At 72.0% G+C, this 24297-nt stretch carries 22 protein-coding genes; 5 read left to right on the top strand and 17 right to left on the bottom strand.

What is annotated here, in order from left to right; translation table 11 throughout:
• Window positions 1–68: 68 nt before the first annotated feature.
• The 10 genes from ACFQZ6_RS13275 to ACFQZ6_RS13230 form a co-directional block, all read right to left on the bottom strand.
• Entirely contained in the window at window positions 69–1844 is a 1776-nt protein-coding gene (locus ACFQZ6_RS13275) for an IucA/IucC family protein (RefSeq protein WP_381607947.1), read from the bottom strand.
• On the bottom strand, window positions 1841–2368 hold the full coding sequence (locus ACFQZ6_RS13270; RefSeq protein ID WP_381607945.1) for a GNAT family N-acetyltransferase: 528 nt from the start codon (window positions 2366–2368) through the stop codon (window positions 1841–1843). Before ACFQZ6_RS13270 ends, ACFQZ6_RS13275 begins: the two co-directional genes overlap by 4 nt.
• Window positions 2365–3654, bottom strand: coding sequence for a lysine N(6)-hydroxylase/L-ornithine N(5)-oxygenase family protein (locus tag ACFQZ6_RS13265; protein ID WP_381607943.1), 1290 nt, complete (start codon window positions 3652–3654; stop codon window positions 2365–2367). Before ACFQZ6_RS13265 ends, ACFQZ6_RS13270 begins: the two co-directional genes overlap by 4 nt.
• Window positions 3638–5080: a lysine decarboxylase DesA gene (gene desA, locus ACFQZ6_RS13260; protein WP_381607941.1), complete on the bottom strand. Its 1443-nt coding sequence runs from the start codon at window positions 5078–5080 to the stop codon at window positions 3638–3640. Before desA ends, ACFQZ6_RS13265 begins: the two co-directional genes overlap by 17 nt.
• A 147-nt stretch (window positions 5081–5227) precedes the next feature.
• Entirely contained in the window at window positions 5228–6088 is an 861-nt protein-coding gene (locus ACFQZ6_RS13255) for a siderophore-interacting protein (RefSeq protein ID WP_381607939.1), read from the bottom strand.
• 74 nt (window positions 6089–6162) lie between these two features.
• Entirely contained in the window at window positions 6163–7212 is a 1050-nt protein-coding gene (locus ACFQZ6_RS13250) for an ABC transporter substrate-binding protein (RefSeq protein ID WP_381607937.1), read from the bottom strand.
• 155 nt (window positions 7213–7367) lie between these two features.
• Window positions 7368–8528, bottom strand: a complete 1161-nt coding sequence (locus ACFQZ6_RS13245) for an acyl-CoA dehydrogenase family protein (RefSeq protein ID WP_381607936.1) — start codon at window positions 8526–8528, stop codon at window positions 7368–7370.
• 8 nt (window positions 8529–8536) lie between these two features.
• Window positions 8537–9478, bottom strand: a complete 942-nt coding sequence (locus ACFQZ6_RS13240) for a hydroxymethylglutaryl-CoA lyase (protein ID WP_381607934.1) — start codon at window positions 9476–9478, stop codon at window positions 8537–8539.
• Window positions 9475–11409: an ATP-binding protein gene (locus tag ACFQZ6_RS13235; RefSeq protein ID WP_381618277.1), complete on the bottom strand. Its 1935-nt coding sequence runs from the start codon at window positions 11407–11409 to the stop codon at window positions 9475–9477. The genes ACFQZ6_RS13240 and ACFQZ6_RS13235 overlap by 4 nt, the downstream gene beginning before the upstream one ends.
• Before the next feature lie 20 nt (window positions 11410–11429).
• Window positions 11430–13046 carry a carboxyl transferase domain-containing protein gene (locus ACFQZ6_RS13230; protein WP_381607931.1) on the bottom strand — a complete coding sequence of 539 codons (1617 nt, stop codon included), beginning with the start codon at window positions 13044–13046 and terminating at the stop codon, window positions 11430–11432.
• Window positions 13047–13158: 112 nt separating this feature from the next.
• On the opposite strand from ACFQZ6_RS13230, the gene ACFQZ6_RS13225 reads away from it, so the two are divergent.
• Window positions 13159–13758, top strand: a complete 600-nt coding sequence (locus ACFQZ6_RS13225) for an SACE_7040 family transcriptional regulator (RefSeq protein WP_381607929.1) — start codon at window positions 13159–13161, stop codon at window positions 13756–13758.
• 24 nt (window positions 13759–13782) lie between these two features.
• On the opposite strand, the gene ACFQZ6_RS13220 is transcribed toward ACFQZ6_RS13225, so the two are convergent.
• Window positions 13783–14181 carry a DUF6069 family protein gene (locus ACFQZ6_RS13220; protein WP_381607927.1) on the bottom strand — a complete coding sequence of 133 codons (399 nt, stop codon included), beginning with the start codon at window positions 14179–14181 and terminating at the stop codon, window positions 13783–13785.
• Complete coding sequence (locus tag ACFQZ6_RS13215) at window positions 14178–14717, bottom strand: TetR/AcrR family transcriptional regulator (RefSeq protein WP_381618274.1); 540 nt, start codon at window positions 14715–14717, stop codon at window positions 14178–14180. The genes ACFQZ6_RS13220 and ACFQZ6_RS13215 overlap by 4 nt, the downstream gene beginning before the upstream one ends.
• Window positions 14718–14947: 230 nt before the next feature.
• Between ACFQZ6_RS13215 and ACFQZ6_RS13210 the strand changes: the two genes are divergently transcribed.
• Together ACFQZ6_RS13210 and ACFQZ6_RS13205 are read left to right on the top strand one after the other, a co-directional pair.
• On the top strand, window positions 14948–15736 hold the full coding sequence (locus tag ACFQZ6_RS13210; protein ID WP_381607926.1) for a phosphatase: 789 nt from the start codon (window positions 14948–14950) through the stop codon (window positions 15734–15736).
• 150 nt (window positions 15737–15886) lie between these two features.
• Window positions 15887–16177, top strand: coding sequence for a hypothetical protein (locus tag ACFQZ6_RS13205; RefSeq protein ID WP_381607924.1), 291 nt, complete (start codon window positions 15887–15889; stop codon window positions 16175–16177).
• A gap of 6 nt (window positions 16178–16183) precedes the next feature.
• Here the strand turns inward: ACFQZ6_RS13205 and ACFQZ6_RS13200 are convergent, their stop codons facing one another.
• From ACFQZ6_RS13200 to ACFQZ6_RS13190, 3 genes are all read right to left on the bottom strand, one after another.
• Window positions 16184–17068 carry an acyl-CoA thioesterase gene (locus tag ACFQZ6_RS13200; RefSeq protein WP_381607922.1) on the bottom strand — a complete coding sequence of 295 codons (885 nt, stop codon included), beginning with the start codon at window positions 17066–17068 and terminating at the stop codon, window positions 16184–16186.
• Between the two features lie 40 nt (window positions 17069–17108).
• Window positions 17109–18266 carry an acyl-CoA dehydrogenase family protein gene (locus ACFQZ6_RS13195; RefSeq protein ID WP_381607920.1) on the bottom strand — a complete coding sequence of 386 codons (1158 nt, stop codon included), beginning with the start codon at window positions 18264–18266 and terminating at the stop codon, window positions 17109–17111.
• A gap of 115 nt (window positions 18267–18381) precedes the next feature.
• Window positions 18382–19878, bottom strand: a complete 1497-nt coding sequence (locus tag ACFQZ6_RS13190; protein WP_381607918.1) for a PucR family transcriptional regulator ligand-binding domain-containing protein — start codon at window positions 19876–19878, stop codon at window positions 18382–18384.
• Between the two features lie 87 nt (window positions 19879–19965).
• Here ACFQZ6_RS13190 and speB point away from each other — a divergent pair, with 87 nt between their 5' ends.
• Together speB and ACFQZ6_RS13180 are read left to right on the top strand one after the other, a co-directional pair.
• On the top strand, window positions 19966–20934 hold the full coding sequence (gene speB, locus ACFQZ6_RS13185) for an agmatinase (RefSeq protein WP_381607917.1): 969 nt from the start codon (window positions 19966–19968) through the stop codon (window positions 20932–20934).
• On the top strand, window positions 20931–22625 hold the full coding sequence (locus tag ACFQZ6_RS13180) for a thiamine pyrophosphate-binding protein (RefSeq protein ID WP_381607916.1): 1695 nt from the start codon (window positions 20931–20933) through the stop codon (window positions 22623–22625). Before speB ends, ACFQZ6_RS13180 begins: the two co-directional genes overlap by 4 nt.
• 7 nt (window positions 22626–22632) lie before the next feature.
• On the opposite strand, the gene ACFQZ6_RS13175 is transcribed toward ACFQZ6_RS13180, so the two are convergent.
• Window positions 22633–22998: a peptidase inhibitor family I36 protein gene (locus ACFQZ6_RS13175; protein ID WP_381607915.1), complete on the bottom strand. Its 366-nt coding sequence runs from the start codon at window positions 22996–22998 to the stop codon at window positions 22633–22635.
• Between the two features lie 224 nt (window positions 22999–23222).
• A complete protein-coding gene (locus tag ACFQZ6_RS13170) occupies window positions 23223–24038 on the bottom strand; it encodes an endonuclease I family protein (protein WP_381607913.1) in 816 nt (271 codons plus the stop codon).
• Window positions 24039–24297: the final 259 nt, after the last annotated feature.

Below are 24297 nucleotides of genomic sequence, written 5' to 3'. Positions count from 1 at the left end.
ACAGCCGACGCCCCGCACCCGTGACAGCCGACCCGAGTGATACACGCCACACGGCGCGAACCCGTCGGTCAGAACCCGGCGATCGGGTTCTCCAGGGTGCCGACGAGCTGGAGGGCGCCCGAGGGGTCCGCGAGGTCCACCATCTGCTGGTTGTCGCGGAGCTGGAGGCGGTTCAGGCAGGACAGGGCGAACTCCGGGGCGAACATGTCGTACTGGGCGAACTTGTCGGCGAGTTCGGGCACCGACGCCTGGTACTCCCGGGTGACCTCCGCGACCGTACGCCAGAAGTCGTCCTCGGTGAGGACGCCCTCGGTGGCGAGGACGGCGGCGAGGAAGCGGAAGAAGCAGTCGAAGACGTCCGTGAAGACCGACAGCAGCTTCATGTCGTCCGGGACCTCGGCGCGGACGCGCTGGACCTCGGGCGGCAGCACCGCGTCCGGGTCCATGACGACGATCTCCTCGGCGATGTCCTTGTAGATCGCGCGTTCGACCACGCCGTCCTTCAGGGCGAGGATGACGTTCTCGCCGTGCGGCATGTAGGCGAGGTCGTAGGCGTAGAAGCTGTGGAGGAGGGGGGTGTAGTAGGCGCGGAGGTAGCGGCGCAGCCACTCCACCGGGGTCAGGCCGGAGCGTTCGATCAGGGCGCCCGCGAAGGACGCGCCCTCGTGGTCGACGTGGAGGAGCGAGGCCATGGTGGCGAGGGTCTCGCCGTCCCGGAGGGACGCCACCGGGCTCTCCCGCCACAGCGCCGCCAGCATCTTGCGGTACGGCGAGTAGCGGTCGGTCGCCTTCTCGTACTCCAGGTGCCGGTAGCCGACCGCCGCCCGCTCACGGATGATCGTCAGGCCGGTGGCCTTGAGCACCGGGTCGTTGTTGATGAGCTGGGCCAGCCAGTCGTTGATGGCCGGGGTCGCCTCCATGTACGCGGCCGACAGTCCGCGCATGAAGCCCATGTTGATGACGGACAGGGCCGTCTTGACGTAGTGCTTCTCGGGGCTGGTGGTGTTGAAGAAGGTGCGGATCGACTGCTGGGCCAGGTACTCGTCGTCGCCCTCGCCGAGGCAGACCAGGTGCTGGCGGGCGACCTCGGCGGCGAAGGTGACGGTGAGCTTGTTCCACCACTGCCAGGGGTGGACGGGGATCAGGAGGTAGTCGGCGGGGTCGAGGCCCTTGTCGCGCAGGGTGGCGTGGAAGCGGTCGACCGTCGCCCCGCCCAGCTCCTGGCGGTAGAAGGACTCGTACTCGATGCCGAGCCCGGCGGTGAACGCGGCGCGGGAGCGGTGGGCGGCCAGCCAGACCAGGCGGACCGGGCTCGCGGTCTCGGGGGCGTACGACAGGTACTCGTGGATGCCGAAGCCGAGCCGTCCGTTGTTGGCGACGAAGCAGGGGTGGCCCTCGGTCATGCCGGTCTCGATGGCCTGGAAACCGGCGCCCGCCAGCTCGGCGGCCGTGACCCGCGGCTTGGCGAGCTTGTAGCAGGTGCCGGAGAGGGTGGAGGAGATCTCCTCCAGGTACACCGGGAGGATCGCGTCGCTCAGGCCCAGGGAGTCCTTCAGCTCGATGAAGAAGTCCAGGGCGGAGAGGGGGAGTTCGGTGTTCCCCTCGCCGTGGCGGGTGATCGAGTCGGCGTCCACCTGCCAGTGGTCGAGGGCGTGGCGGGTGGCGGTGAAGCGGTAGTGGGTCAGGCCGTCGTCGGCGCGGACGACGTAGTGGTCCTGATGGCGTTCCGGTGTGATCAGGCGCTCGTGGGCGAACTCCGCGAGCGCCTTGCGGACCAGCAGGCGGTTGGCCCGCTCCCAGTGCTCGGGTGAGAGGTGGCTGACGGCGTCGGCGAGGTGGGTCATGCGTGCGCCACCGCCTTCTCGAACTGCTCGCGCGTGCAGAAGCTGAGCAGCGCCCGCTTCTCCGGCTTCTCGATCTCCCGCTCGGGCACGAACCCGACGGCCTCGTTCAGCGCGTGGACGGCCTTGTTGGCGACGTCCGGCTCCACGACGACCCGCTCGGTCGCCGGGTCCGCGAAGAGGAAGGCCATGACGGCGGTGATGACGGACCTGGTGAAGCCGTGCACCGGTGTGTCGGTCGGCGGGGTGAGGAAGTGCATCCCGACGTCCCCGGGGAGCGGCTCGTACAGGCCGACCAGCTCGCGGTGGGCGGGGTCGTACTTCTCCATGAGGAAGACGGGCTCGCCGTCGCGCAGGCCGAGGTAGGCGTGGTGGTGCTCGTCGGCGGCTATCTCCATGTAGGCGCGCTCGACGTCCTCCAGCTTGGCGTCCTGCATCATCCAGAACGCCGCCTTCGGGTGGGTGACCCAGGCGTGCAGGAGTTCGGCGTCCTTCAGCGGGTCGAGGGGGCGGAACGTGAAGGTCATACGGAGAACTCCTGGAACGCGATCGACTTCTCGACCGGGTAGTACTCGCTGCCGAGCAGCTCGCGGATGATGCAGCTGTTGCGGTAGGGGCCCATGCCCAGGTCGGGGGAGGTGACGCTGTGGGTGTGGACCCCGGCGTTCTGGAGGAAGACGCCTCTGCCGGTGACGTCGATGGCGTAGTCGCGGGTGACGTCGAAGCGGCCGTGGGCGTCGAAGCGCAGGCGGTCGTGGATCGGGGCGAGGAAGGCGGGCGGGGCGTAGTGGTAGCCCGTGGCCAGGACCAGGCCCTCGGTCTCGATCTCGAAGTCCTTGCCCTGCTCGTCCTGGTGGAAGCCGAGCGTGTACGTGCCGTTCTCGTGGCGGGCGGTGGTGAGGCTGGAGTTGGTGAGCAGACGGGTGGGGAGCGGGCGGTCGCCGCTCTCGACGTTCTTCTGGTAGAGCAGGTCGAAGATCGCGTCGATGAGCTCGGAGTTGATGCCCTTGAAGAGGCCCTTCTGCTGCTTCTCCAGGCGGTAGCGGGTGTCCTCGGGCAGCGCGCGGAAGTAGTCGATGTAGTCCGGGGACGTCATCTCCAGCGTCAGCTTGGTGTACTCGAGGGGGAAGAAGCGCGGGGAGCGGGTCACCCAGTTGAGCTGGTAGCCGTGGGTGTCGATCTCCGTCAGCAGTTCGTGGTAGATCTCGGCGGCGCTCTGACCGCTGCCGACGATCGTGATCGACTCGCTCTTCTGGAGTTCCGCCTTGCGGTGCATGTACTCGGCGGTGTGCAGGACGCCGTCGCCGCCCAGGTCCCGGCAGGGCTCGGGGAGGTAGGGGACCGTGCCGGTGCCGAGGACCAGGTGGCGGGCGCGGTAGGTGTCACCGGCGGCGCTCGTGACGACGTACAGGTCGTCCTCGTACGTCACCTCCGTGACCGTCGTGTCGAAGCGGATGCTGCTCAGCTTGGCGGCGGCCCAGCGGCAGTAGTCGTCGTACTCGACGCGCAGGGGGTAGAAGTTCTCGCGGATGTAGAAGGGGTAGAGCCTGCCCTTCTCCTTCAGGTAGTTGAGGAAGGAGTAGGGGGACGTCGGGTCGGCGAGGGTGACCAGGTCCGACATGAACGGCGTCTGGAGGTGGGCGCCGTCGAGGAACATCCCGGCGTGCCACTCGAAGTCGGGCTTCGACTCCAGGAAGACGCCGTGCAGCGCGTCGATCGGCTCGGTGAGGCAGGCGAGGCCGAGGTTGAAGGGGCCGAGTCCGATGCCCACGAAGTCGTAGGCGCGGTCCGTGGGGTCAGCAAGCGCGGTCAAGGGACTCTCCCAGGTACTGCTCGGCGTGGTCGGCGATCAGGTCGAGGACGGCGGCGATGTCGGACGCCTTCGTCTCGGGGTTCAGCAGGGTGAACTTCAGGTAGTGGCGGCCGTGGACCTTGGTGCCCGCGACGATGGCGGCACCGGAGGCGAACAGGGCCTTGCGGGCGTGCAGGTTGGCCCGGTCGATCTCGGCGGGGTCGGTGACGGCGGCCGGGACGTAGCGGAAGACCAGGGTGGACAGGGTGGGCTCGACGACGACGTCGTAGCGCGGGTCGGCGGCGAGCAGGCCGTAGCCCTCGGCGGCCAGGTCGCAGACCTCGTCGAAGAGCTGGCCGATGCCGTCGGCGCCCATGACGCGCAGGGTCATCCACAGTTTGAGGGCGTCGAAGCGGCGGGTGGTCTGGAGGGACTTGTCGACCTGGTTGGGGATGCGTTCCCGCACCATCCGGCGCGGGTTGAGGTACTCGGCGTGGTAGGTGGCGTGGCGCAGGGTGGCCGCGTCCCGGACCAGGACGGCGGAGGAACTCACCGGCTGGAAGAAGGACTTGTGGTAGTCGACGGTGACCGAGTCGGCGCGCTCGATGCCGTCCAGCAGGGAGCGGCGGGTGCGGGAGGTGAGCAGTCCGCAGCCGTAGGCGGCGTCGACGTGCATCCACGCCCCGAACTGGGCGCACAGCTCGGCGATCTCGGGCAGCGGGTCGATGGACCCGAAGTCGGTGGTGCCCGCGGTGGCGACGACGGCCATGGGGACGAGGCCGTCCCGCGCGCAGCGCTCCAGCTCGTGGGCGAGGGCGACGGTCTGCATCCGCTGGTCGTGGTCGACGGGGATGACGACGACGGCGTCGGGGCCGAGGCCGAGCAGTTTCGCGGACTTCTTCACGCTGAAGTGGCTGGCCTCGGAGGCGAAGACGCGCAGTGTGCCGAGGTCGCCGGTCTTGGCCTCCTCGCGGGCGAGCAGCAGCGCCTGGAGGTTGGACTGGGTGCCGCCGGAGGTGAAGACGCCGTCGGCGGCGGGGCCGAGGCCGATGCGGGCGGCGGTCCAGTCGATCAGTTTGCGCTCGATGAGGGTGCCGCCGGCCGACTGGTCCCAGGTGTCCAGGGAGGAGTTGACGGCGGAGAGGACCGCCTCGCCGAGCACGGCTGGGATGACGACCGGGCAGTTGAGGTGGGCGAGGTAGCGGGGGTGGTGGAAGTAGACCGCGTCCCGGAGGTAGACGTCCTCCAGTTCGTCGAGCGCGGCGGTGGTGTCGTGCAGCGGGCGGTCGAGGTCGATCTGCTCGATGCGGGGGGTGAGGTCGTCGACCGTGACGCCGGTGAACGGCTGGTCGGTGGTGGCGAGTTTGGCCGCCACCCGCTCCACTCCCTCGGTCACGGAGCGGCGGTAGTGCTCCGCGGTCGTGTCATTGAGCAGGTGCGAACGCATGTGGGGGCCTTCCGGGTGGGGACAGTCCGGGTCTCGATCTCAACTTAGGTAAGGCTAACCTAATTAACGCACGGGAAACGCAGCCTCATGCGTGACCGCTGTCACTCTGAACAGCGGCCGTCACAGGCAGAGTTGAAGGGCTGTGGGCTACTCGCCCTGCTCGCGGAGCTGCTCCTCCGTCAGCCCCTGCCGCCAGTAGCCCACGAAGGCGACCCGGCGGCGGTCGACGCCGCGCTCGCCCACGAAGTGGCGGCGCAGCTCCTTCATCCGGCCGGACTCGCCCGCGATCCAGACGTACGGGTGCTCGGCGGCCGGAAGCCGGGCGGCGCGGAGGGCGTCGAGGGCCGTGGGGGAGGTGTCGTCGCCGGTGACGAGCCAGGTGACGTCCGCGTCCGCGGCCACCGTCAGCTCCTGTACGTCATCGGCGTACTGCGCCTCCAGCCAGGCGACGGCACGGGTGCCGGGCGGCAGCGACTCCAGGATCGCGGAGGCGGCGGGTACGGCGGTCTCGTCGGCCCACAGGACGACCAGGTCGGTGTCCTCGGGTGGGCGGAACCGGATCGCCCGGTTGTCGGCGACCGCCGGGCCGATCAGCCGCACCCGGTCGCCCGCGCCCGCCCGCGCCGCCCAGCGGGACGCCGGTCCCGCGGGGACGGCGGCGTCCGGCTCGATGCCGTGCAGCACGAAGTCGATGTCTATCTCGCTGGTGACCCCGTCGGCGTCCCGGCGCAGCTCACGCAGGGTGTACGAGCGCATCACCGCCCGGACGTCCGCCGGGAGGGCCATCCACGCCCGCCACCACTCGTCGCCCTCCTCGACCGGCACCACCGGCTCGTCCTGGCCCGGGTGCGGCAGGAACAGCGACAGCGACTGGTCGAGGCCGTCGGAGTGGAAGTCCCGCAGCTCGGGTCCGGCGAAGGTGATCCGGACCAGGGACGGGCCGAGCCGCCTCGTCCGTACGACCTGGAGGGAGAAGAAACGGAACGGGGCGGCTACGGCCGTGGACATGCGATGACTCCTGATGTGACGTCAGGGGGCTTTGTGCGCGGGGGTGTGGTGCGGGGGCGGGGGCGGGGTGCGGGTCAGCTGACCTTCTTGGCGTTCTCCAGCGCCTCGGCCAGGGCCTCCACCAGCGGGGCGCACTTGTCGTACGACAGGATCGGCTCCGCGGAGCGGGCGATGACCTGACCGGCCTTGACCGCGGGCAGCTTCTTCCAGGTGCCCTCGGTGATGTCGGCGGGCTGGATGGCGGAGGAGCGGTCGTCCATCATGATGATGTCGGCGTCGTACTTGTCGACGTTCTCCCAGCTCAGCGACTCGAACCAGCCGCCGCCCTCGGCCTTGGCGTCCTCCGGCGGCTCGACGAAGTTCACGCCGAGGGCCTTGAAGTACTCCAGGTCGACGGAGAGGTTGGTGCCGGAGACGTAGAAGATGTCCTGGCTCGCGGAGCCCGCCAGCACCTTGATGTCCGGCTTGGCCTTGGCGGCGGCGCGCAGCCGGGCCGAGGCGTCCTCGAAGCGCTTCTTCGCCTCGGTGATCTTCGACGAGGAGACGTCCGCGCCCAGCGACTCGGCCAGCTCCATCATGCGCTGGAGCGGCTCGGTGAGCTGGCGGTCGTAGACGGAGACGCCGACGCTCTCGGCGCCGACGGCGAGGATCTTGTCCTTGGACTCGTCCGGGACGTACCAGAGGGTGCCCTGGTCGTCGAACATCGTGGAGACCAGCAGGTCGGGGGTGAGGGAGACGTACTTCTCGATGTTGAACTGGCCCCACTCGTTGCCGAGGACCTCGACCTTGCTGATGTCCATGTCACCGGCCTGGACGTCGGCCTTGCCGTCGGCGGTCCTGGTCGGGCCGAAGACGCCCTTGACCTGGATGCCGTAGTCGAACAGCGCGGCGCCGACGCCGACGAAGGCGACGATGTTCGCGGGGGTCTTGTCGGCCTTCGCCGTCTCGCCGCGGTCGTCCTTGAAGGTCCAGGGGCCGGAGTCCTGGGCGGAGGCCGTCGCGTCCGCGCCACCGCTGTTCTTGTCGTCGTCGCCGCAGGCCGTGAGGACGGCGCCGAGACCGAGGGCGCCGCCTGCGGCGAGGATGCCGCGGCGGGTGAGGTGGGTGGCACGGGCGTGGGACATGAGCGACTGCTTTCGAACGGGGCGGAGCGCCCGCCGGACAATTCGAAGGTAGGTTAGCCTAACCTCAGATCTTGTCCAGGGTCTGGGGGTCCTGACGGGGCGTGGTGTGGATCACTGCCGCCCCGCCGGGCGCTCCGGCCGCGCTCCGGCCGCGCTCAGCCCGCGAGCCCCAACTCCCGGGCGATCAGCATCCGCTGGACCTCGCTGGTGCCCTCGCCGATCTCCAGGATCTTGGAGTCGCGCCACATCCGGGCCACCGGGTACTCGTTCATGAAGCCGTAGCCGCCGTGGATCTGGGTGGCGTCGCGGGCGTTGTCCACGGCGATGGTGGAGGAGTGCAGCTTGGCGAGGGCCGCCTCCTTCTTGAACGGCTCACCGGCGACCAGCCGGGACGCCGCGTCCCGCCAGGCGAGCCGGGCGGTGTGGGCGCGCATCTCCATGTCGGCCAGCTTGAACTGGATCGCCTGGTTGGCGCCGATTGGACGGCCGAAGGCGTGACGTTCCTTCGCATAGCGGACCGACTCGTCCACGCACCCCTGCGCCAGGCCCGTCGCCAGCGCGGCGATCGCGATCCGGCCCTCGTCGAGAATGCGCAGGAACTGCGCGTACCCGCGGCCCTCCTCACCGAGGAGGTTGGCGGCCGGGACCCGGACGTCGGTGAAGGACAGCTCACGCGTGTCGGAGGCGTTCCAGCCGACCTTGGAGTACGCGGGCGCCACCGTGAAGCCGGGCGTGCCCGACGGGACGATGATGGCGGAGATCCGCGGCTTGCCCTCCGGGGTGCGGCCGGTGACCGCGGTGACCGTCACCAGGCCGGTGATGTCCGTACCGGAGTTGGTGATGAAGCACTTGGTGCCGTTGATCACCCATTCGTCGGTCTCCGGGTCGAGGCGGGCCGTCGTGCGCGTCGCGCCCGCGTCCGAGCCGCCGTCCGGCTCGGTCAGGCCGAACGCGCCGAGGATCTCACCGGAGCAGAGGCGCGGCAGCCACCGCTCCTTCTGCTCCCGGGTGCCGAACAGGTGGATCGGCATGGCGCCCAGCGAGACGCCCGCCTCCAGGGTGATGGCGACCGAGGAGTCCACCCGGGCCAGCTCCTCCAGGGCGATGCCCAGGGCGAGGTAGTCGCCGCCCATCCCGCCGTACTCCTCGGGGAAGGGGAGCCCGAACAGGCCCATGCGGCCCATCTCCCGGACGATCTCGTACGGGAACTCGTGCCGCTCGTAGTAGTCGCCGATCTTGGGGGCGACCACGTCGTGCGCGAACTCCTCGACCGTGCGGCGGAGTTCTTCCAGCTCGGGGGGAAGACGGTGGTCCATGGCTCTGATCACGACTCCTGGTGGGAGAGGGCTCGTACGGTGCGGGACGGGCTGGGTCGGCCCAGTTGCCCGGCCATCCACACGCTGGTGGCGGTGAGACGGCCGAGGTCTACGCCGGTGTCGACGCCGAGGCCCCGCAGCATCCACACCAGGTCCTCGGTGGCGAGGTTGCCGGTGGCGGACCTGGCGTAGGGGCAGCCGCCGAGGCCGCCCGCGGAGGCGTCGACGGTGGTCACGCCGTGCCGCAGGGCGGTCAGGGTGTTGGCCAGGGCCTGGCCGTAGGTGTCGTGGAAGTGCACGCCGAGGGCGGACACCGGCACGCCCGCCTCGGTCAGCGCCGTGAGCAGCGCGGAGACATGGCCCGCCGTGCCGACGCCGATGGTGTCGCCGAGGCTCAGCTCGTCGCACCCCATGTCCAGCAGCACCCGGCAGACGTGCACCACCTGGGGGATGGGGACCTCGCCCTCCCAGGGGTCGCCGAAGCACATCGACAGATAGCCGCGGACGTGCACGCCCGCCGCCTTCCCGCGGGTGACGACCGGCTCGAACATGGCCAGCGCCTCGTCCATCGAGCGGTTGAGGTTGGCGCGGGCGAAGGACTCGCTGGCGCTGGCGAACACGGCGACGCGGTCGGCGCCGAGGGCGAGCGCCCGGTCAAGCCCGCGCTCGTTCGGCACCAGCACGGGCAGCGCCACCGGCAGGTCGGCCACCCGCGGGTAGAGCTGCTCGGCGTCGGCGAGCTGGGGAACCCACTTGGGGTGGACGAAGCTGGTCGCCTCGATCGTCGTCAGCCCGGCGTCGGCCAGTCTGCGGACGAACTCCGCCTTGACCTCCGTGGGGACGGTCGCCTTCTCGTTCTGCAGGCCGTCGCGGGGACCGACCTCATGGATGCGGACCCGGGTGGGGAGACCGCCGTCCGGGACCACCATGGGCAGCGGGGAACCGGTCATGTCCCGGCCTCCTCCTCGTACGGGGCGACCACCGCGAGCACCTGGTCCATGGCGACCGTGGCGCCCGGCCGGACGTCCAGCTCGGTGACCTTGCCCGCGTGCGGCGCGGAGATGACGTGCTCCATCTTCATCGCCTCCACCACCAGCAGGCTCTGCCCGGCCGCCACCTCGTCGCCCACGGCGACCTTGACGACCGTGACCGTGCCGGGCATGGGCGCGGTGAGGGAGTCCGCGCCCGCGTGCGCCGACCGGGTGAGGCTCGCGGCGACCGGGTCGTGGTCGCGGACGTGCCAGGCGTCGCCCGCGCGGCCCAGCCAGACGCCGTCCGGCGCGGGCGCGAGGTCGAAGGTGTGCCGGACGCCGTCGAGGGTGACGGACACCTGGTCGCCGGTGACGGTGTGCGTCCCGCGCGGGACGTACTCCACGGGCTCGCGCACCCGCAGCGGGAAGCGGGCCGGGCGGGGCGTGCCGCCGAGCCGCCAGCCGTCCGGGACGGAGAACGGGTCGGTCCAGCCGCCCGTGGCCTTCGGCCGCAGTGCCTCAAGGCGTACGGCCGCCGCCGCCTCGTACACCTCCTCGGGCACGTCGGTGTCGACCAGCCCGTCCACCTCGCGCTCCACGAGCCCGGTGTCCAGGTCGCCCGCGGCGACCGCCGGGTGCGCCAGCAGCCGCCGCAGGAACCCGGCGTTGGTGGGCACGCCGAGGGTGACCGTCGCGGCGAGGGCGGCGCGGAGCCTGCGCAGCGCGGTCGCGCGGTCGGGGCCGTACGCGATCACCTTGGAGAGCATCGGGTCGTACAGGCTGCCGACCTCGGTGCCCTCGCTGAGCCCGGAGTCGGTGCGCACGCCGTCGCCCCGCGGCTCGCGCAGCCGCAGCACCGTGCCGCCGGAGGGCAGGAACCCGCGCGCGGGGTCCTCGGCGCAGATCCGCGCCTCCACGGCGTGCCCGGTCAGCCGCACGTCGTCCTGCGCGAACCCGAGCGGCTCACCCGCCGCCACCCGCAACTGCCACTCCACCAGGTCCACCCCGGTGACCAGCTCCGTGACCGGGTGCTCCACCTGGAGGCGGGTGTTCATCTCCATGAAGTAGTACGACGTCGGGTCGCCGCCGGGGACGATGAACTCCACCGTGCCCGCGCCCCGGTACCCGCACGACCGCGCCGCCTGCACGGCGGCCTCGCCCATCGCCGCGCGCGTGTCCTCGTCGAGGAGCACGCTGGGCGCCTCCTCGATGACCTTCTGGTGGCGGCGCTGGAGGGAGCACTCGCGCTCGCCCAGGTGCACGACGTTGCCGTGGCCGTCGGCCAGCACCTGGATCTCGATGTGCCGGGGCCGGTCGACCCACCGCTCCACCAGCAGCGTGTCGTCCCCGAAGGACGTACGGGCCTCGCGGCGGGCGGCGGCGATCTCCTCCTCCAGGAGGGTGAGGTCGCGCACCAGCCGCATCCCCTTGCCGCCGCCGCCCGCGCTGGGCTTCAGCAGCACGGGCGCGCCCAGCTCCCGGGCGGCCTCGACGAGGTCGGGGTCCCGCCCGCCGGGCACCACCGGCACGCCCGCGGCCCGCACGGTCTCCTTGGCCCGGATCTTGTCGCCCATCAGGGCGATGGCGTCGGCGGGCGGCCCGATGAACACCAGACCGGCCTCGGCGCAGGCGCGCGCGAAGGCCGCGTTCTCCGCGAGGAAGCCGTAGCCGGGGTGGACGGCCTGGGCGCCGGTGCGGGCGGCGGCCTCCAGCAGCCGCTCCACGGACAGATAGCTCTCGGCCGCAGGCGCGGGCCCGATCCGTACCGCGGTGTCGGCCTCCCTGACGTGCCGGGCGTCGGCGTCGGCGTCGGAGAAGACGGCGACCGAGCGCACCCCGAGGGCGCGCAGGGTGCGGATGACGCGGACGGCGATCTCGCCGCGGTTGGCGACCAGGACGGTGTCGAACATGGGCATCTCGTAGCTCCCCCTCACATCCGGAAGACGCCGAACTGGGGGTCACCCAGGGGCGCGTTGCCGCAGGCCGTCAGTGCCAGGCCCAGGACCTGCCGGGTCTCCAGCGGGTCGATGACGCCGTCGTCCCAGAGCCGGGCCGTGGCGTAGTAGGCGTTGCCCTGGCGCTCGTACTGCTCCCGGATGGGCGCCTTGAAGGCGCCCTCGTCCTCCGGCGTCCACTCCTCGCCGCGCGCCTCGATCTGGTCGCGCTTGACGGTGGCGAGGACGGAGGCGGCCTGCTCGCCGCCCATGACGGAGATCTTGGCGTTGGGCCACATCCACAGGAAGCGCGGCGAATAGGCGCGCCCGCACATGGAGTAGTTACCGGCGCCGTACGACCCGCCGACGACGACGGTCAGCTTCGGCACGCGCGTGCACGCGACGGCGGTGACCATCTTCGCGCCGTGCTTGGCGATGCCACCGGCCTCGTAGTCCTTGCCGACCATGAAGCCGGAGATGTTCTGGAGGAAGACCAGCGGGATGCCGCGCTGGTCGCACAGCTCGATGAAGTGGGCGCCCTTCTGGGCGGACTCGGAGAACAGGATGCCGTTGTTGGCGACGATGCCGACGGGGTGGCCGTGGATACGGGCGAAGCCGGTGACGAGGGTCTGCCCGAACTCGGACTTGAACTCCGCGAACCGGGAGCCGTCGACGACCCGGGCGATGATCTCGCGGACGTCGTAGGGGGTGCGGGGGTCGACGGGCACCGCGCCGTACAGCCCGAAGGGGTCGACCTTGGGCTCGACGACGGCCTCCGTACGCCAGGGCAGCGCCCCGCGCGCGGGGAGGGTGGCGACGATGTTCCGCACGATCCGCAGCGCGTGCGCGTCGTCCTCCGCGAGGTGGTCGGTGACGCCGGACACGCGCGCGTGCACGTCCCCGCCGCCCAGCTCCTCGGCGGTGACGACCTCCCCGGTGGCGGCCTTCACGAGCGGCGGCCCGCCGAGGAAGATCGTCCCCTGCTCGCGCACGATGACGGCCTCGTCGCTCATGGCGGGCACGTAGGCGCCTCCCGCCGTGCAGGAGCCGAGCACGGCGGCGATCTGCGGAATCCCGGCCCCGGACATCCGGGCCTGGTTGTAGAAGATCCGCCCGAAGTGCTCCCGATCGGGGAAGACTTCGTCCTGCATGGGCAGGAAGGCCCCGCCGGAGTCCACGAGGTAGAGACACGGCAGCCGGTTCTCCAGGGCGACTTCCTGTGCCCGGAGGTGCTTCTTCACGGTCATCGGGTAGTACGTCCCACCCTTGACGGTGGCGTCGTTGGCGACGATGACGCACTCCCGCCCGCTGACCCGCCCGATCCCGGCGATGACCCCGGCGGCCGGGGCCTGTCCGTCGTACATCCCGTCGGCGGCGAGGGGCGCCAGCTCCAGGAAGGGTGAGCCGGGGTCGAGCAGGGTGTCCACCCGCTCCCTCGGCAGCAGCTTGCCGCGCGCGGTGTGCCGGGCGCGGGCCTTCTCACCGCCGCCGAGCCGGGCGGCGGCGAGCTTGCCGCGCAGCTCCTCGACGAGGGCGCGGTGCGCGTCCTCGTTGGCCCGCCAGGCCGCCGACGCGGGGTCGGCCGCGGTCGTCAGCTCGGGTGCCTCGTGCATCCTTGCGATCCCCTCACCCGTACGGCCGACCGGTGGGACGGCCGTGTTAATGAGCGTTAACGTATGTCCCTCATGTTAACGACCGCTAACCACCCTGTCTACAATTGCCTCCATGAGCATCAGGACCGACGCCCCCACGCGGCGCGAGCAGATCCTCAAGGAGGCCGCCCGGCTCTTCGCCGAGCGCGGCTTCCACGGCGTCGGGGTGGACGAGATAGGCGCCGCCGTGGGCATCTCCGGTCCCGGCCTCTACCGGCACTTCCCGGGCAAGGACGCGATGCTCGCCGAGCTGCTGGTCGGCATCAGCGGACAGCTCCTCACCGGCGCGAAGCGCCGCCTGGCGGACGCGGACGGCGGCGCGGCCTCCGTCGCCCTCGACTCCCTCATCGAGGGCCACATCGACTTCGCCCTGGACGACCGTCCCCTCATCACCCTGCACGACCGCGAGCTGGACCGCCTCCGCGACAGCGACCGCAAACTGGTCCGCCAGCTCCAGCGCCAGTACGTGGAGCTGTGGGTCTCGGTGGTCCGCGAGGTCTACCCCACCCTCACCGAGCCCACGGCCCGCTCCGCCGTCCACTCGGTCTTCGGCCTCCTGAACTCCACCCCCCACCTGGGCCGCCGCGGCTCCCTCCCGGGTCGCGCCGCGACAGCGGAACTCCTGCACCGGATGGCCCGGGGGGCGTTCGGGGCGGCGGCGGGGGAGGGCTGAGCCCTTTCTCAGGGGGCCCAGCCGTTAGCGAGGCGCCCCGGACCTGCCGCCCCCCAACCCCAGGAGCAGTACCGCCGCCACCGTCACGTGCATCAGGGCGAGGGCGGCGCGTGTGCCGGGGTTCATGCCGTCGCCCAGGAAGGGGAGGGAGGACACCGCGAGGACCGCGCAGGACGCGCCGGTCCAGATGCGGTGGGCGTGGTGGGGGACGGTGCGTTCGAGGGCGGCGAGGAGGGCCCAGGCGGCGAGGGAGGCGAGGAGGGCGACCAAGGCCACGGGGGCGGCGGTGATGGTGAGGGTCTCGTCGCCGTTGGTGATCCGCAGCCGGTGGCCCAGTAACGGGTCCGCCGTCAGCCAGATCAGGGCGGGAGTGAGGACGGCGAGGGTCGTGGCGCCCAGGCGCCTTCGCCGGACGGCCGTCACTCGGGGGCTCCCGTGAGGGCTCCGTGGAGGAAGACCTCCGCCAACTCCTTGGGGGTCAGGGTCGGTTCGTCGTCCTGGCGGGGCTGGGTGAAGAGGAGGCCGAAGAAGAGGGACGCGATCTCCTCCGGGGAGCGGCGCAGGCGGGACCTGTCGGGTTCCAGGAGCTCCGCCAGGGCCGAGCGGATGCGGGCGCGGGAGTCGTCGCGGCCCGCGCCGCGGACCCGGCCGGGGTGTTTGCCGCCGCCGTGGCCCAGGGAGCCCATGATCGCGCCCATCCGGGCCATGTGCGCCTCCAGCGCCTCCGCCGCCTCCGCGAGGCGGTCGGGGAGGGGCTGGGAGACGTCGATCGCGTCGAGTTCGCGGATCGCGTGGTCGGGGGAGAGCGCCTCGGCCACGCACGCCTGGATCAGCTCGTCCTTGTCGGCGAAGACCCGGAAGATCGTGCCCTCGCCGATGCCCGCCGCGCGGGCGATCTTCGCGGTCGTCACCGCGGCGCCGTACTCGGCGATCAGCGGGATCGCCGTCTGGATGATCATCTCCCGGCGCTGCTCCGGCGACATGGCCGGGGCGCGGCGGCGCGTGGGCGGGGTGGGGTCGGTGGGGTGGGTGTCGTTCTTCGGTGGTGTCATGGGGAACAGGGTACGGAGTGAGTCCTCACTCCGTCAATGAGTGAGGACTCACTCCGGTCGGATGGTGGGTGCGTGAGGCGCGTCCCAGCGTGCGGAACGGGCGGGACGGGCGCGGGGCGCTGCCCCACAATGGGGACATGCCGATATCCGGGACACCCAGCCGCGCCGAACTCATCGACCACCTCGTCAGGACCCGTATCGCGGGCGAGGTGGCGACGCCGCGTGAGAACAACCTCTCCCACTACCGTCAGTTGTCCAACGGCGTCCGCAACTTCTGGCTCGGCCTTGAGCTGGGGGACCGCTGGAGCGACGAGCAGGACGTGCTCGCGGTGATGGCGGAGCGGGTGGGGGTGAACGACGACCACGAGTACCGGTACGGACAGGACACCATCGACCCGGAGTTGACCGTCGCCGCGCTGGAGCGGATGGCCGGGCGGTTGCGGAAGGCCGTGGAGGGGCGGCAGCGGGTGCTGTTCGCCACCGGGCATCCGGGCGGTCTGCTCGACGTGCACCGGGCCACCGCCGCCGCGGTGCGTGACGCCGGGTGCGAGGTCGTCGTCATTCCCGACGGGCTGCAGACCGACGAGGGGTACGTCATGCAGTTCGCGGACGTCGCGGTCCTTGAGCACGGGGCGACCCTGTGGCACACGCACTCCGGCGAGCCGATGAAGGCCATCCTCACCGCACTGGAACGCGAGGGCCGTCCGCTGCCCGACCTGGTCGTCGCCGACCACGGCTGGGCCGGTTACGCCGCCCAGCACGGCGTCGACTCCGTCGGCTACGCCGACTGCAACGACCCCGCCCTCTTCCTCGCGGAGTCCGAGGGCACGCTCCAGGTCGCCGTACCCCTGGACGACCACGTCGTCAGCCCCCGGTACTACGACCCCATGACCGCCTACCTGTTGGCGGAGGCGGGGCTCGCCTAGCCACCCCGCCCAGCCGTGGGCGCCGCGCGGACGGCCCAGCAGAGGTTGCCGCCCCCGGCGCCCCGAGGTGAGCCTGGGCAGGGCGTCACCCGGTGTCCGTGTGCGCGGGTGGACCGCGTCGGCCGTGGGGCGCGGAAGGGAGCGCGCGCGATGAGGGTCATGCTCAGGGCCACCCTGAACACCGAGGCCGCGAACGAGGGCATCAAGAACGGCACCCTGCCGCAGGCCCTGGAGGCGATGATGGAGCGGCTCAAGCCCGAGGCCGCCTACTTCACGCCGAACCACGGGTCGCGGTGCTGCATCGTCGTCTTCGACATGCAGGACAGCTCCCAGATGCCCAGCATCTCCGAGCCGCTGTTCCAGCAGTTCGGCGCCGAGGTGGAGATGCAGCCCGTCATGAACGCCGACGACCTGCGCAAGGGGCTCGGCGCGCTCAGGTAGTCGGGTTCAGTTCCGGTCCCTCGGTACCCGTACCACGCCCTCCTGGATCACCGTGATCGCCAGTCGGCCGTCCCGGGTGTAGATGCGGGCCTGGCCCAGGCCCCGGCCGCCGTGGGCCGACGGGGACTCCTGGTCGTAGAGCAGCCACTCGTCGGCGCGGAACGGGCGGTGGAACCACATCGCGTGGTCCAGGGACGCCCCGACCACGTCACCGACCGCCCAGCCGCCCCGGCCGTGCGCCAGCAGCACCGAGTCCAGCAGGGTCATGTCGGAGACGTAGGTGGCCAGGACGACGTGCAGCAGCGGGGTGTCGACGGCGCCGTCGAGCTTGCCGTTGGTGCGGAACCAGACCTGGGAGTGCGGGTCGCGCGGGGCGCCGAACTCGCCGTAGGGGGGCTCGGCGACGTGGCGGAGGTCCACCGCGGCCCGGGTCTCGAGGAAGCGCTCGACGACCCTGGCGTCCAGGTGGGTGTAGCCGCGCAGCCGGTCCTCCGAGGTGGGGAGGGTCGCCGGGTCGGGGGCGGGCGGCATCGGGTACTGGTGGTCCAGGCCCTCCTCCGCCGTCTGGAAGGACGCCGAGAGGTGGAAGACGGGCTGGCCGTGCTGGACGGCGACCACGCGGCGGGTGGTGAAGGAGCGGCCGTCGCGGATGCGGTCCACCGTGTAGATGATGGGCGCCCCCGGGTCCCCGGGGCGCAGGAAGTACGCGTGCAGGGAGTGCGCCGGGCGGTCGGCGGGGACCGTACGGCCCGCCGCCACCAGGGCCTGGGCCGCCACCTGGCCGCCGAAGACGCGCGGGACCACGGCCGACCGGGAGGCGCCGCGGAATATGTCCCGCTCGATCTGCTCCAGGTCGAGCAGATCGAGCAGGGACTGGAGTGCCTGACTCATGGGCTCAGTTGTATCTGTATCGGGCACTCTTTTCGTGGGCCTACAGGCCCATGTTCTTCGCGATGATCATCTTCATGACCTCGCTGGTGCCGCCGTAGATGCGGTTGACGCGGTTGTCGGCGTACAGGCGGGCGATCGGGTACTCGTTCATGTAGCCGTAGCCGCCGTGCAGTTGGAGGCAGCGGTCGATGACGCGGTGCGCGACCTCGGTGCAGAACAGCTTGGCGCTCGCCGCCTCGGCCGCCGTCAGCTCACCGGCGTCCAGCGCCTCCAGGGCGCGGTCCGCGACCGCCTCCGCGGCGTCCACCTCGGCCTGGCAGGCGGCCAGCTCGAACTTGGTGTTCTGGAACGCGGCGACCGGCTTGCCGAAGACGGTGCGCTCCTGCACGTACTGCTGGGCGAACCGCACGGCGGCCTTGGCCTGCGCGTACGCGCCGAAGGCGATGCCCCAGCGCTCGGAGGGCAGGTTGGCGCCGAGGTAGTAGAAGCCCTTGTTCTCCTCGCCGAGGAGGTCCTCGACGGGCACCTTGACGTCGACGAACGCCAGCTCGGCGGTGTCGGACGTCTTCAGGCCCAGCTTGTCCAGCTTGCGGCCGACCGAGTAGCCCTCGGACTTGGTGTCCACCGCGAACAGGGAGATGCCGAAGCGGCGGTCCTCCGCCGTCGGCGCGGCGGTGCGGGCGCAGACGATGACCTTGTCGGCGTGCACGCCGCCGGTGATGAAGGTCTTGGCGCCGTTGAGGACGTAGTGCGTGCCGTCCTCGCTGAGCCTGGCGGTGGACTTCATGCCCGCGAGGTCGGAGCCGGTGCCCGGCTCGGTCATCGCGATCGCCCACATCTCCTCGCCGGAGACGAACTTCGGCAGGTAGCGCTTCTTCTGCTCGTCCGTGGCCAGCATCTTGATGTAGGGGAGGGCGAGCAGCACGTGCACGCCCGAGCCGCCGAAGCTGACGCCCGCGCGGGCCGTCTCCTCGTACTGGATCGCCTCGAACTTGTGCGTCTCCAGGCCCGCGCCGCCGAACTCCTCCGGCACGTTGATGCCGAAGACGCCCAGCTCACCGAGCTTGTAGTAGAAGTCGCGCGGCGCCTGGCCCGCGGCGAACCACTCGTCGTACACCGGTACGACCTCGGCCTCGATGAAGGCGCGCAAGGTCTCCCGGAACGCCTCGTGATCCTCGTTGAACACCGTACGGCGCACGCCGTCACCTCCACGGGTACATGTCTAAGCGCTTGCTCAGAGGGCTACCGTACCGGCCAGTACGGAGCGTCGTCCAGAGCGGGCCGCGTGGGGCTCATCACGCCCTCGCGCACCCTCAGGACCGGCGCAGGGCGAACCACAGTTCCATCCGGACGTCCGGATCGTCCAGGTCCGCCTCCAACAGCGCCGCGCAGCGGGCGACGCGCTGGCGCACGGTGTTGCGGTGCACGCCCAGCGCCACGGCGGTGCGGTCCCAACTGCCGTGCAGGGAGAGCCAGGCGCGCAGGGTATCTCCGAGCGTGGGGGTGAGGGGCGCGAGGAGCGCGCGGGCGTGCGCCTCGGCCTCCGCGGGCGGGACCAGGTCCGCCAGCCGGGGCGTGCCGTAGTGGTGGAGGGGCGTGCGGGTGGCGCGGGCGCGGGCCAGCGCGCGGGCCGCCTGGGCGTCGGCGGTGGGCCAGTCGGCGGGGCCGACGGGGGCGCTGACGCCCAGGGTCCAGCCGGGCTGCGGGGCCGGTTCGCGGTCGGCGGGGACCAGGACCCGTACGACGTCCTCGGCCAGGTCGACCAGGGGCGAGCCCAGCGCCGTACCCAGCGCGGAGGCCGCGAGCGCGTCGGCGGGCGGATGTGTGCCCCACCGGTCGGCGCCCGGGTCCGGCGGGGTCCGGCCCGCCGCCGCCCGCCGCGGCCGGACGGCGTGCACGACGTACCAGCTCTCCGCGCCCAGCAGCGGCGCCACCGCCTCCGGCGCGGCCCCCAGCAGCAGCCGCACCAGCGCCGACGAGCGCGCCGCCGCCGCGCCGCCCTGGTGCGCGCCGGTGAGCAGGGACAGCAGTACGGCGGCCACCGAGGCGATGGTGTGGTCCCCGGGGGCGCGGCGGGCGGCGGCCACGCCGAGGACATGGCCCCGGGCGGCGCCGAGGGAGTACGCGGTGAGGTCTGTGCCCTCCGCCGTGTCCGTGGCCGTCGTCGTCGACCGCGCGGTCAACCGGCGCGCCAGCTCCCGCAGGCCCGTCCGCACCCCGGCCGCCTCCGGGGTGCGCCCCGCCGCCGCGACCCGCTCGCCCGCCGCGTCGTAGAGCACCGCCCACCCCGCCACCGCCCGCGCGAGCTGCCGCAGCACCGCCGGGACCGGGTCGGGCCGGGACGCCGCGGCGGCGAGGCCCTGCTGGGCCTCCGTGACGCGGCGCAGCTCGGCGTGCCGGGCGTGGGCCATGAGCTGCCAGACGGCACGGGCCACGCCCGCGAACGTGGTCCGCGGCGGCACCTCGAGCAGCGGCAGCCCGTGCGCCTCGCAGGCCGCGACCAGCCCCGCGGGCACCGTGTCGTGCACGGGGGCCAGCCCGAAGCCCAGCGCCGCGCCGCCCGCCGCGACGATCCGGGAGACGTACGCGTCGAAGTACGCCGCGTCCGGCGCCTCCGGCAGCTGCGCGCCCGCCGTCAGCAGCAGCTCCCCGCCCAGCAGGTACGGGTACGGGTCGGGCATCTCCGAGGCGTGCGCGCCGTGGATGACGACGCCGGACACGTCGGCGGGCCCGGCGATCCGCCGCAGCGCCAGGTCCTCGCGGGCCAGCAGGTCCGCCAGCGGCACCGGGGGAGTGGGCGGGACGGTCATGGTGTGCGATTCCTCCACTCTCACACAAGGGTATGGAGGAAACGTACACTTCGCCGCCGCCCGGCGACGGACCTAGGGTCGGGGACCATGACCACGCACGAGACACCCCGCGGCCCCGTCGACTCCTCCCGCGTCCCCCGGTACGCCGGTCCCGCGACCTTCGCCCGGCTGCCCCGCCTGGACGAGGTCGGCACCGCCGACGTCGCCGTGGTCGGGGTGCCGTTCGACTCGGGTGTCTCGTACCGGCCCGGCGCCCGCTTCGGCGGCAACGCGATCCGTGAGGCGTCCCGGCTGCTGCGGCCGTACAACCCGGCGCAGGACGCCTCCCCCTTCGCGCTCGCGCAGGTCGCGGACGGCGGTGACATCGCCGTGAACCCCTTCGACATCAACGAGGCCGTCGAGACGGTCGAGGCCGCCGCCGACGACCTGCTCGGCACCGGCGCCCGGCTGATGACCCTCGGCGGCGACCACACCATCGCGCTGCCCCTCCTCAGGAGCGTCGCCAGGAAACACGGGCCGGTCGCGCTGCTCCACTTCGACGCCCACCTCGACACCTGGGACACCTACTTCGGCGCCGAGTACACCCACGGCACCCCGTTCCGCCGCGCCGTCGAGGAGGGAATCCTCGACACCTCCGCGCTGTCGCACGTCGGCACGCGCGGCCCGCTCTACGGCAAGCAGGACCTCACCGACGACGAGAAGATGGGCTTCGGCATCGTCACCTCCGCCGACGTCTACCGGCGCGGCGCCGACGAGGTCGCCGACCAGCTCCGGCAGCGCGTCGGCGACCGGCCGCTGTACATCTCCATCGACATCGACTGCCTCGACCCGGCGCACGCCCCCGGCACCGGCACCCCCGAGGCGGGCGGCATGACCTCCCGCGAGCTGCTGGAGATCCTGCGCGGGCTGGCCTCCTGCCACCTGGTCTCCGCGGATGTGGTCGAGGTGGCGCCCGCGTACGATCACGCGGAGATCACGTCGGTGGCCGCGTCCCACACGGCGTACGAACTGACCACGATCATGTCCCGGCAGATTGCGGAGGCCCGCGCGCAGTGACCCACGACCACGACCTGGTACTCCGCCCCACCGAGGCCCAGAGGGAGGCCGCGCTGAATCCTCCCCCCGGCCGCACGGGCGGGGACCTGGTCGTGGAGACGCTGGCCGGGCTCGGCGCGACCACCGTCTTCGGGCTGCCCGGCCAGCACGCCCTCGCCGTGTACGACGCGCTGCGCCGCTCCGACCTGCGGTACGTCGGGCTCCGGGTGGAGAACAACGCCGGGTTCGCGGCGGACGCGTACGGCCGGATCACCGGCGAGGCCGCGCCGCTGCTGCTGTCGACCGGTCCTGGCGCGCTGACCTCGCTGGCCGCGCTCCAGGAGGCGGCGGCGGCCTCGGCGCCGGTGCTGGCGATCAGCAGCCAGGTGCCGGTGCGCGGCCTGGGCGGCGGGCGCCACGGCTATCTGCACGAACTGCCCGACCAGGCCGCCTCGTTCCGGGGCGTGGTGAAGTCGGTGCACACCGTCCGTACGGCGTCGCAGATCCCGTCCGCCATCGCCGCCGCCTGGCAGTCGGCGCTGACCGCCCCGCACGGGCCGGTGTGGGTGGAGGTCCCGCAGGACGTGCTCGCCGCGAAGACGTCGATCCCGGTGGTGACCGGCGTCGACGCCACGCCGGAGGAGCTGGTGCCGAGGCCGGAACTCACCGCCGTAGCCGCCGAGCTGCTGGCGCGGGCCGAGCGTCCGGCGATCGTCGCGGGCGGGGGAGTCGTGCGGGCGGACGCGGCGAAGAAGCTGCGGCAGCTCGCGGAGCGGCTGGACGCGCCGGTCGTCACCACCTTCGGCGGCAAGGGCGCCTTCCCGTGGACGCATCCGCTGTCCCTCCAGTCCTGGCTGGAGGACCGGCACACCACCGACTTCCTGGAGGACGCCGACGTCCTGCTCGTCGTCGGCTCCGGGCTCGGGGAGCTCTCGTCCAACTACCACACGTTCCGGCCGCGCGGCCGGGTCGTGCAGATCGAGGCCGACCCCGGCAAGCTGGAGGCCAACCACCCGGCCCTCGGCATCCACGCCGACGCCCGGCTGGCCCTCCAGGCGCTGCTGGAGACGGTGCCCGAGCGGTCCGACCCGACGGCGCCGGAGCGGGTGCGGGCGGTGCTTGAGCGGGTGCGGGAGCGGATTGCCGGGCAGGACCGCACGCTGGAGCAGGAGGTGCTGGGCGCCGTCCGGCGCGCGCTGCCCGCGCGGTCGCCGTCGTTCTGGGACATGACGGTCCTGGCGTACTGGGCCTGGTCGGCCTTCGACGCCAAGGCGCCCAACACCATGCACTCCGCGCAGGGCGCGGGCGGCCTCGGCTACGCCTTCCCGGCCGCCCTCGGCGCCGCCGTCGCGGACCCGACCCGCCCGGCCCTCGCGGTCTCCGGGGACGGCGGCGCGCTGTACTCCGTCGCCGAGCTGGCGACCGCCCGCCAGCACGACCTGGACGTCACCTGGCTGATCGTCGACGACGGCGGCTACGGCATCCTGCGCGAGTACCTGACCGACGCGTACGGCGCGACCCCGGGGGACCCGGTGACCGAGCTGACCCGGCCGGACTTCGTCGCCCTCGCCGAGTCGTTCGGCGTCCCGGGGGTCCGCACCACCCCCGGGACCCTGGAAGCGGACCTCACCGCGGCCCTGGCGTCACCTGGACCGTCGGTGGTCGTGCTTCCGGCGGTGCTGCGGATGTTCGCGCCCACCCATACGGGGTGACGAGGGGTCAGCAGCCGCCTGGCCCCACCCCGTCGATCCGCCCGCCGAAGTCGCCGAGGTAGCGCGAGCGCCAGTCGCCGTTGAAGACGTCCCGCTTCTCGACGGGGCCCCAGTTGACGAAGCAGGCGCGGGTGCTGGCGACGAACGAGCCGACGTGGTCGTGCAGGAAGGGCGGCATGTCGCGGTAGCCGCTGCGGGCCGTCCACTCCCAGGTGTCGCCGCCGAAGCCCTCCCCGCTCCAGAAGCAGACCGACCCGTCGGCGCAGGCGGGCGGGGCGGCGGCGTCCGGCTGCGCGGCGACGGCGGACGGGGCGGGCAGCGCCAGCGCGGTGAGGGCGAGTGCGGCGGCGGCGGACCAGGTACGGAACTTCACGGGACTCTCCACGGGGTGTGAGGGGCTGGGCCACTACGGGCCTCCCGGCGGAACCGTCCGCCGGGGCTCTGCCATGGTCGCGGGCCCGGCAGCCGCCCTCCCGTGAACGGGCGTTCACACCACCTGTTGGAGCGAACCGGTGGCTCGGCGGGGAGAGTCCGCCGCGGTGCCGGGCGCCGGTGCGCGGGGCGTACGGGCCCCGGGCACCGGCGCCGGAAGCGGGCCTACCAGATCGCCTCGACCCACTCCGGGTGGTCGATGAACGGGTTCCGGTTGTGCTGGTAGGTGGTGTAGATGACCTCGTTGCGGCGCTCCTCGAAGGCGTCCGGCGGGTCCTGCTCGTTCCACTGCTTCAGCACCGACAGACGGCCGTGGTACGGCGAGGTGCCGTTGCTGGTCGAGTCGTTGGGCTCCAGGTCGGGCCAGCCGTCGGTGCCCTCGTAGCGGACGGCCATGTAGAGGACCATGCGGGCCACGTCGCCCTTGACGGCGTCGCGGGGCTCGAAGGAGTTGGCGTCGGTCAGGCTGCCCCCGCTGTTGGTGAAGGAACTGCCGCCGTTGTCGAAGTCCTTGTTGCCGCGCACGCTGTTGACCTGCACGTCCTCGGGGCGCAGATGGTGCAGGTCGGTGCCGGGGCCGGTGGCGGTGCCGAAGTCGCCGTGGGACTTGGCCCACACGTGCTCACGGTTCCAGTCGCCGACGTCACCGCCGTTGAGGGACTTGCTGCGGGAGATGCCGGAGTACAGCAGCCGCACGTTGGCGCTGTTGTTCGGGTCCTGGTCGGTGACCTTCAGGGCCTCCCAGACCGCCGAGTAGGAGATCTTGGTCTGGCTGCTGATGATCGTGTTCAGCGAACTCTTCAGGCTGGCGCCGGTCTTGCCGACCGCGTTCTTGTAGTACGTCGTGTCGTAGTCGGTCGTGGTCGCCCCGGCCGGGGCCGCGGTGAGCGCCGGGGCGGTGAGGGCGACCAGGACGGCCGAGACGGCGAGCGCGAGGGGCCTGAGGCGGTGGTGGCGGGGGCGTACGGCGGTGACGGGCATGTGGGGGTGTCCGTTCTGCGAGGGGGATGGACGTGCTGTTCCGCGGTGCTCCACGGTTCTCTACGCGCGTTGATCGAAGGAACCGTTTGAGCATGGCATGAACATGCATACCCATGGGTGAACAGAAGATTTCCGTTTCCCCTGCGTCACTTGCGTCCGCCAACCCGGCACCCCACCCCGCTTATTGGCGTATTGACCACGCTGGAGAGTCGTGGGATCACTGTGCGTACGCCTTCGGGGGCGTCCATTTTCGGACGGA

The sequence above is a fragment of the Streptomyces flavalbus genome, assembly GCF_042674625.1.
Taxonomy (GTDB): Bacteria; Actinomycetota; Actinomycetes; order Streptomycetales; family Streptomycetaceae; genus Streptomyces; species Streptomyces flavalbus.
Note: the sequence above shows the minus strand (reverse complement) of the source record. Positions and strands in the feature narration are given on the sequence as shown.

Excerpts from the sequence above, each read along its gene's own strand:
- ACFQZ6_RS13205 (WP_381607924.1), top strand. The coding sequence starts at position 15,887 with ATGAGGGTCATGCTCAGGGCCACCCTGAACACCGAGGCCGCGAACGAG.
- ACFQZ6_RS13255 (WP_381607939.1), bottom strand. The coding sequence starts at position 6,088 with ATGTCCACGGCCGTAGCCGCCCCGTTCCGTTTCTTCTCCCTCCAGGTC.
- ACFQZ6_RS13170 (WP_381607913.1), bottom strand. The coding sequence starts at position 24,038 with ATGCCCGTCACCGCCGTACGCCCCCGCCACCACCGCCTCAGGCCCCTC.
- ACFQZ6_RS13235 (WP_381618277.1), bottom strand. The coding sequence starts at position 11,409 with ATGTTCGACACCGTCCTGGTCGCCAACCGCGGCGAGATCGCCGTCCGC.
- speB (WP_381607917.1), top strand. The coding sequence starts at position 19,966 with ATGACCACGCACGAGACACCCCGCGGCCCCGTCGACTCCTCCCGCGTC.
- ACFQZ6_RS13275 (WP_381607947.1), bottom strand. The coding sequence starts at position 1,844 with ATGACCCACCTCGCCGACGCCGTCAGCCACCTCTCACCCGAGCACTGG.
- ACFQZ6_RS13245 (WP_381607936.1), bottom strand. The coding sequence starts at position 8,528 with ATGGACCACCGTCTTCCCCCCGAGCTGGAAGAACTCCGCCGCACGGTC.
- ACFQZ6_RS13190 (WP_381607918.1), bottom strand. The coding sequence starts at position 19,878 with ATGACCGTCCCGCCCACTCCCCCGGTGCCGCTGGCGGACCTGCTGGCC.
- ACFQZ6_RS13240 (WP_381607934.1), bottom strand. The coding sequence starts at position 9,478 with ATGACCGGTTCCCCGCTGCCCATGGTGGTCCCGGACGGCGGTCTCCCC.
- ACFQZ6_RS13225 (WP_381607929.1), top strand. The coding sequence starts at position 13,159 with ATGAGCATCAGGACCGACGCCCCCACGCGGCGCGAGCAGATCCTCAAG.
- ACFQZ6_RS13200 (WP_381607922.1), bottom strand. The coding sequence starts at position 17,068 with ATGAGTCAGGCACTCCAGTCCCTGCTCGATCTGCTCGACCTGGAGCAG.
- ACFQZ6_RS13250 (WP_381607937.1), bottom strand. The coding sequence starts at position 7,212 with ATGTCCCACGCCCGTGCCACCCACCTCACCCGCCGCGGCATCCTCGCC.
- desA (WP_381607941.1), bottom strand. The coding sequence starts at position 5,080 with ATGCGTTCGCACCTGCTCAATGACACGACCGCGGAGCACTACCGCCGC.
- ACFQZ6_RS13215 (WP_381618274.1), bottom strand. The coding sequence starts at position 14,717 with ATGATCATCCAGACGGCGATCCCGCTGATCGCCGAGTACGGCGCCGCG.
- ACFQZ6_RS13230 (WP_381607931.1), bottom strand. The coding sequence starts at position 13,046 with ATGCACGAGGCACCCGAGCTGACGACCGCGGCCGACCCCGCGTCGGCG.
- ACFQZ6_RS13270 (WP_381607945.1), bottom strand. The coding sequence starts at position 2,368 with ATGACCTTCACGTTCCGCCCCCTCGACCCGCTGAAGGACGCCGAACTC.
- ACFQZ6_RS13210 (WP_381607926.1), top strand. The coding sequence starts at position 14,948 with ATGCCGATATCCGGGACACCCAGCCGCGCCGAACTCATCGACCACCTC.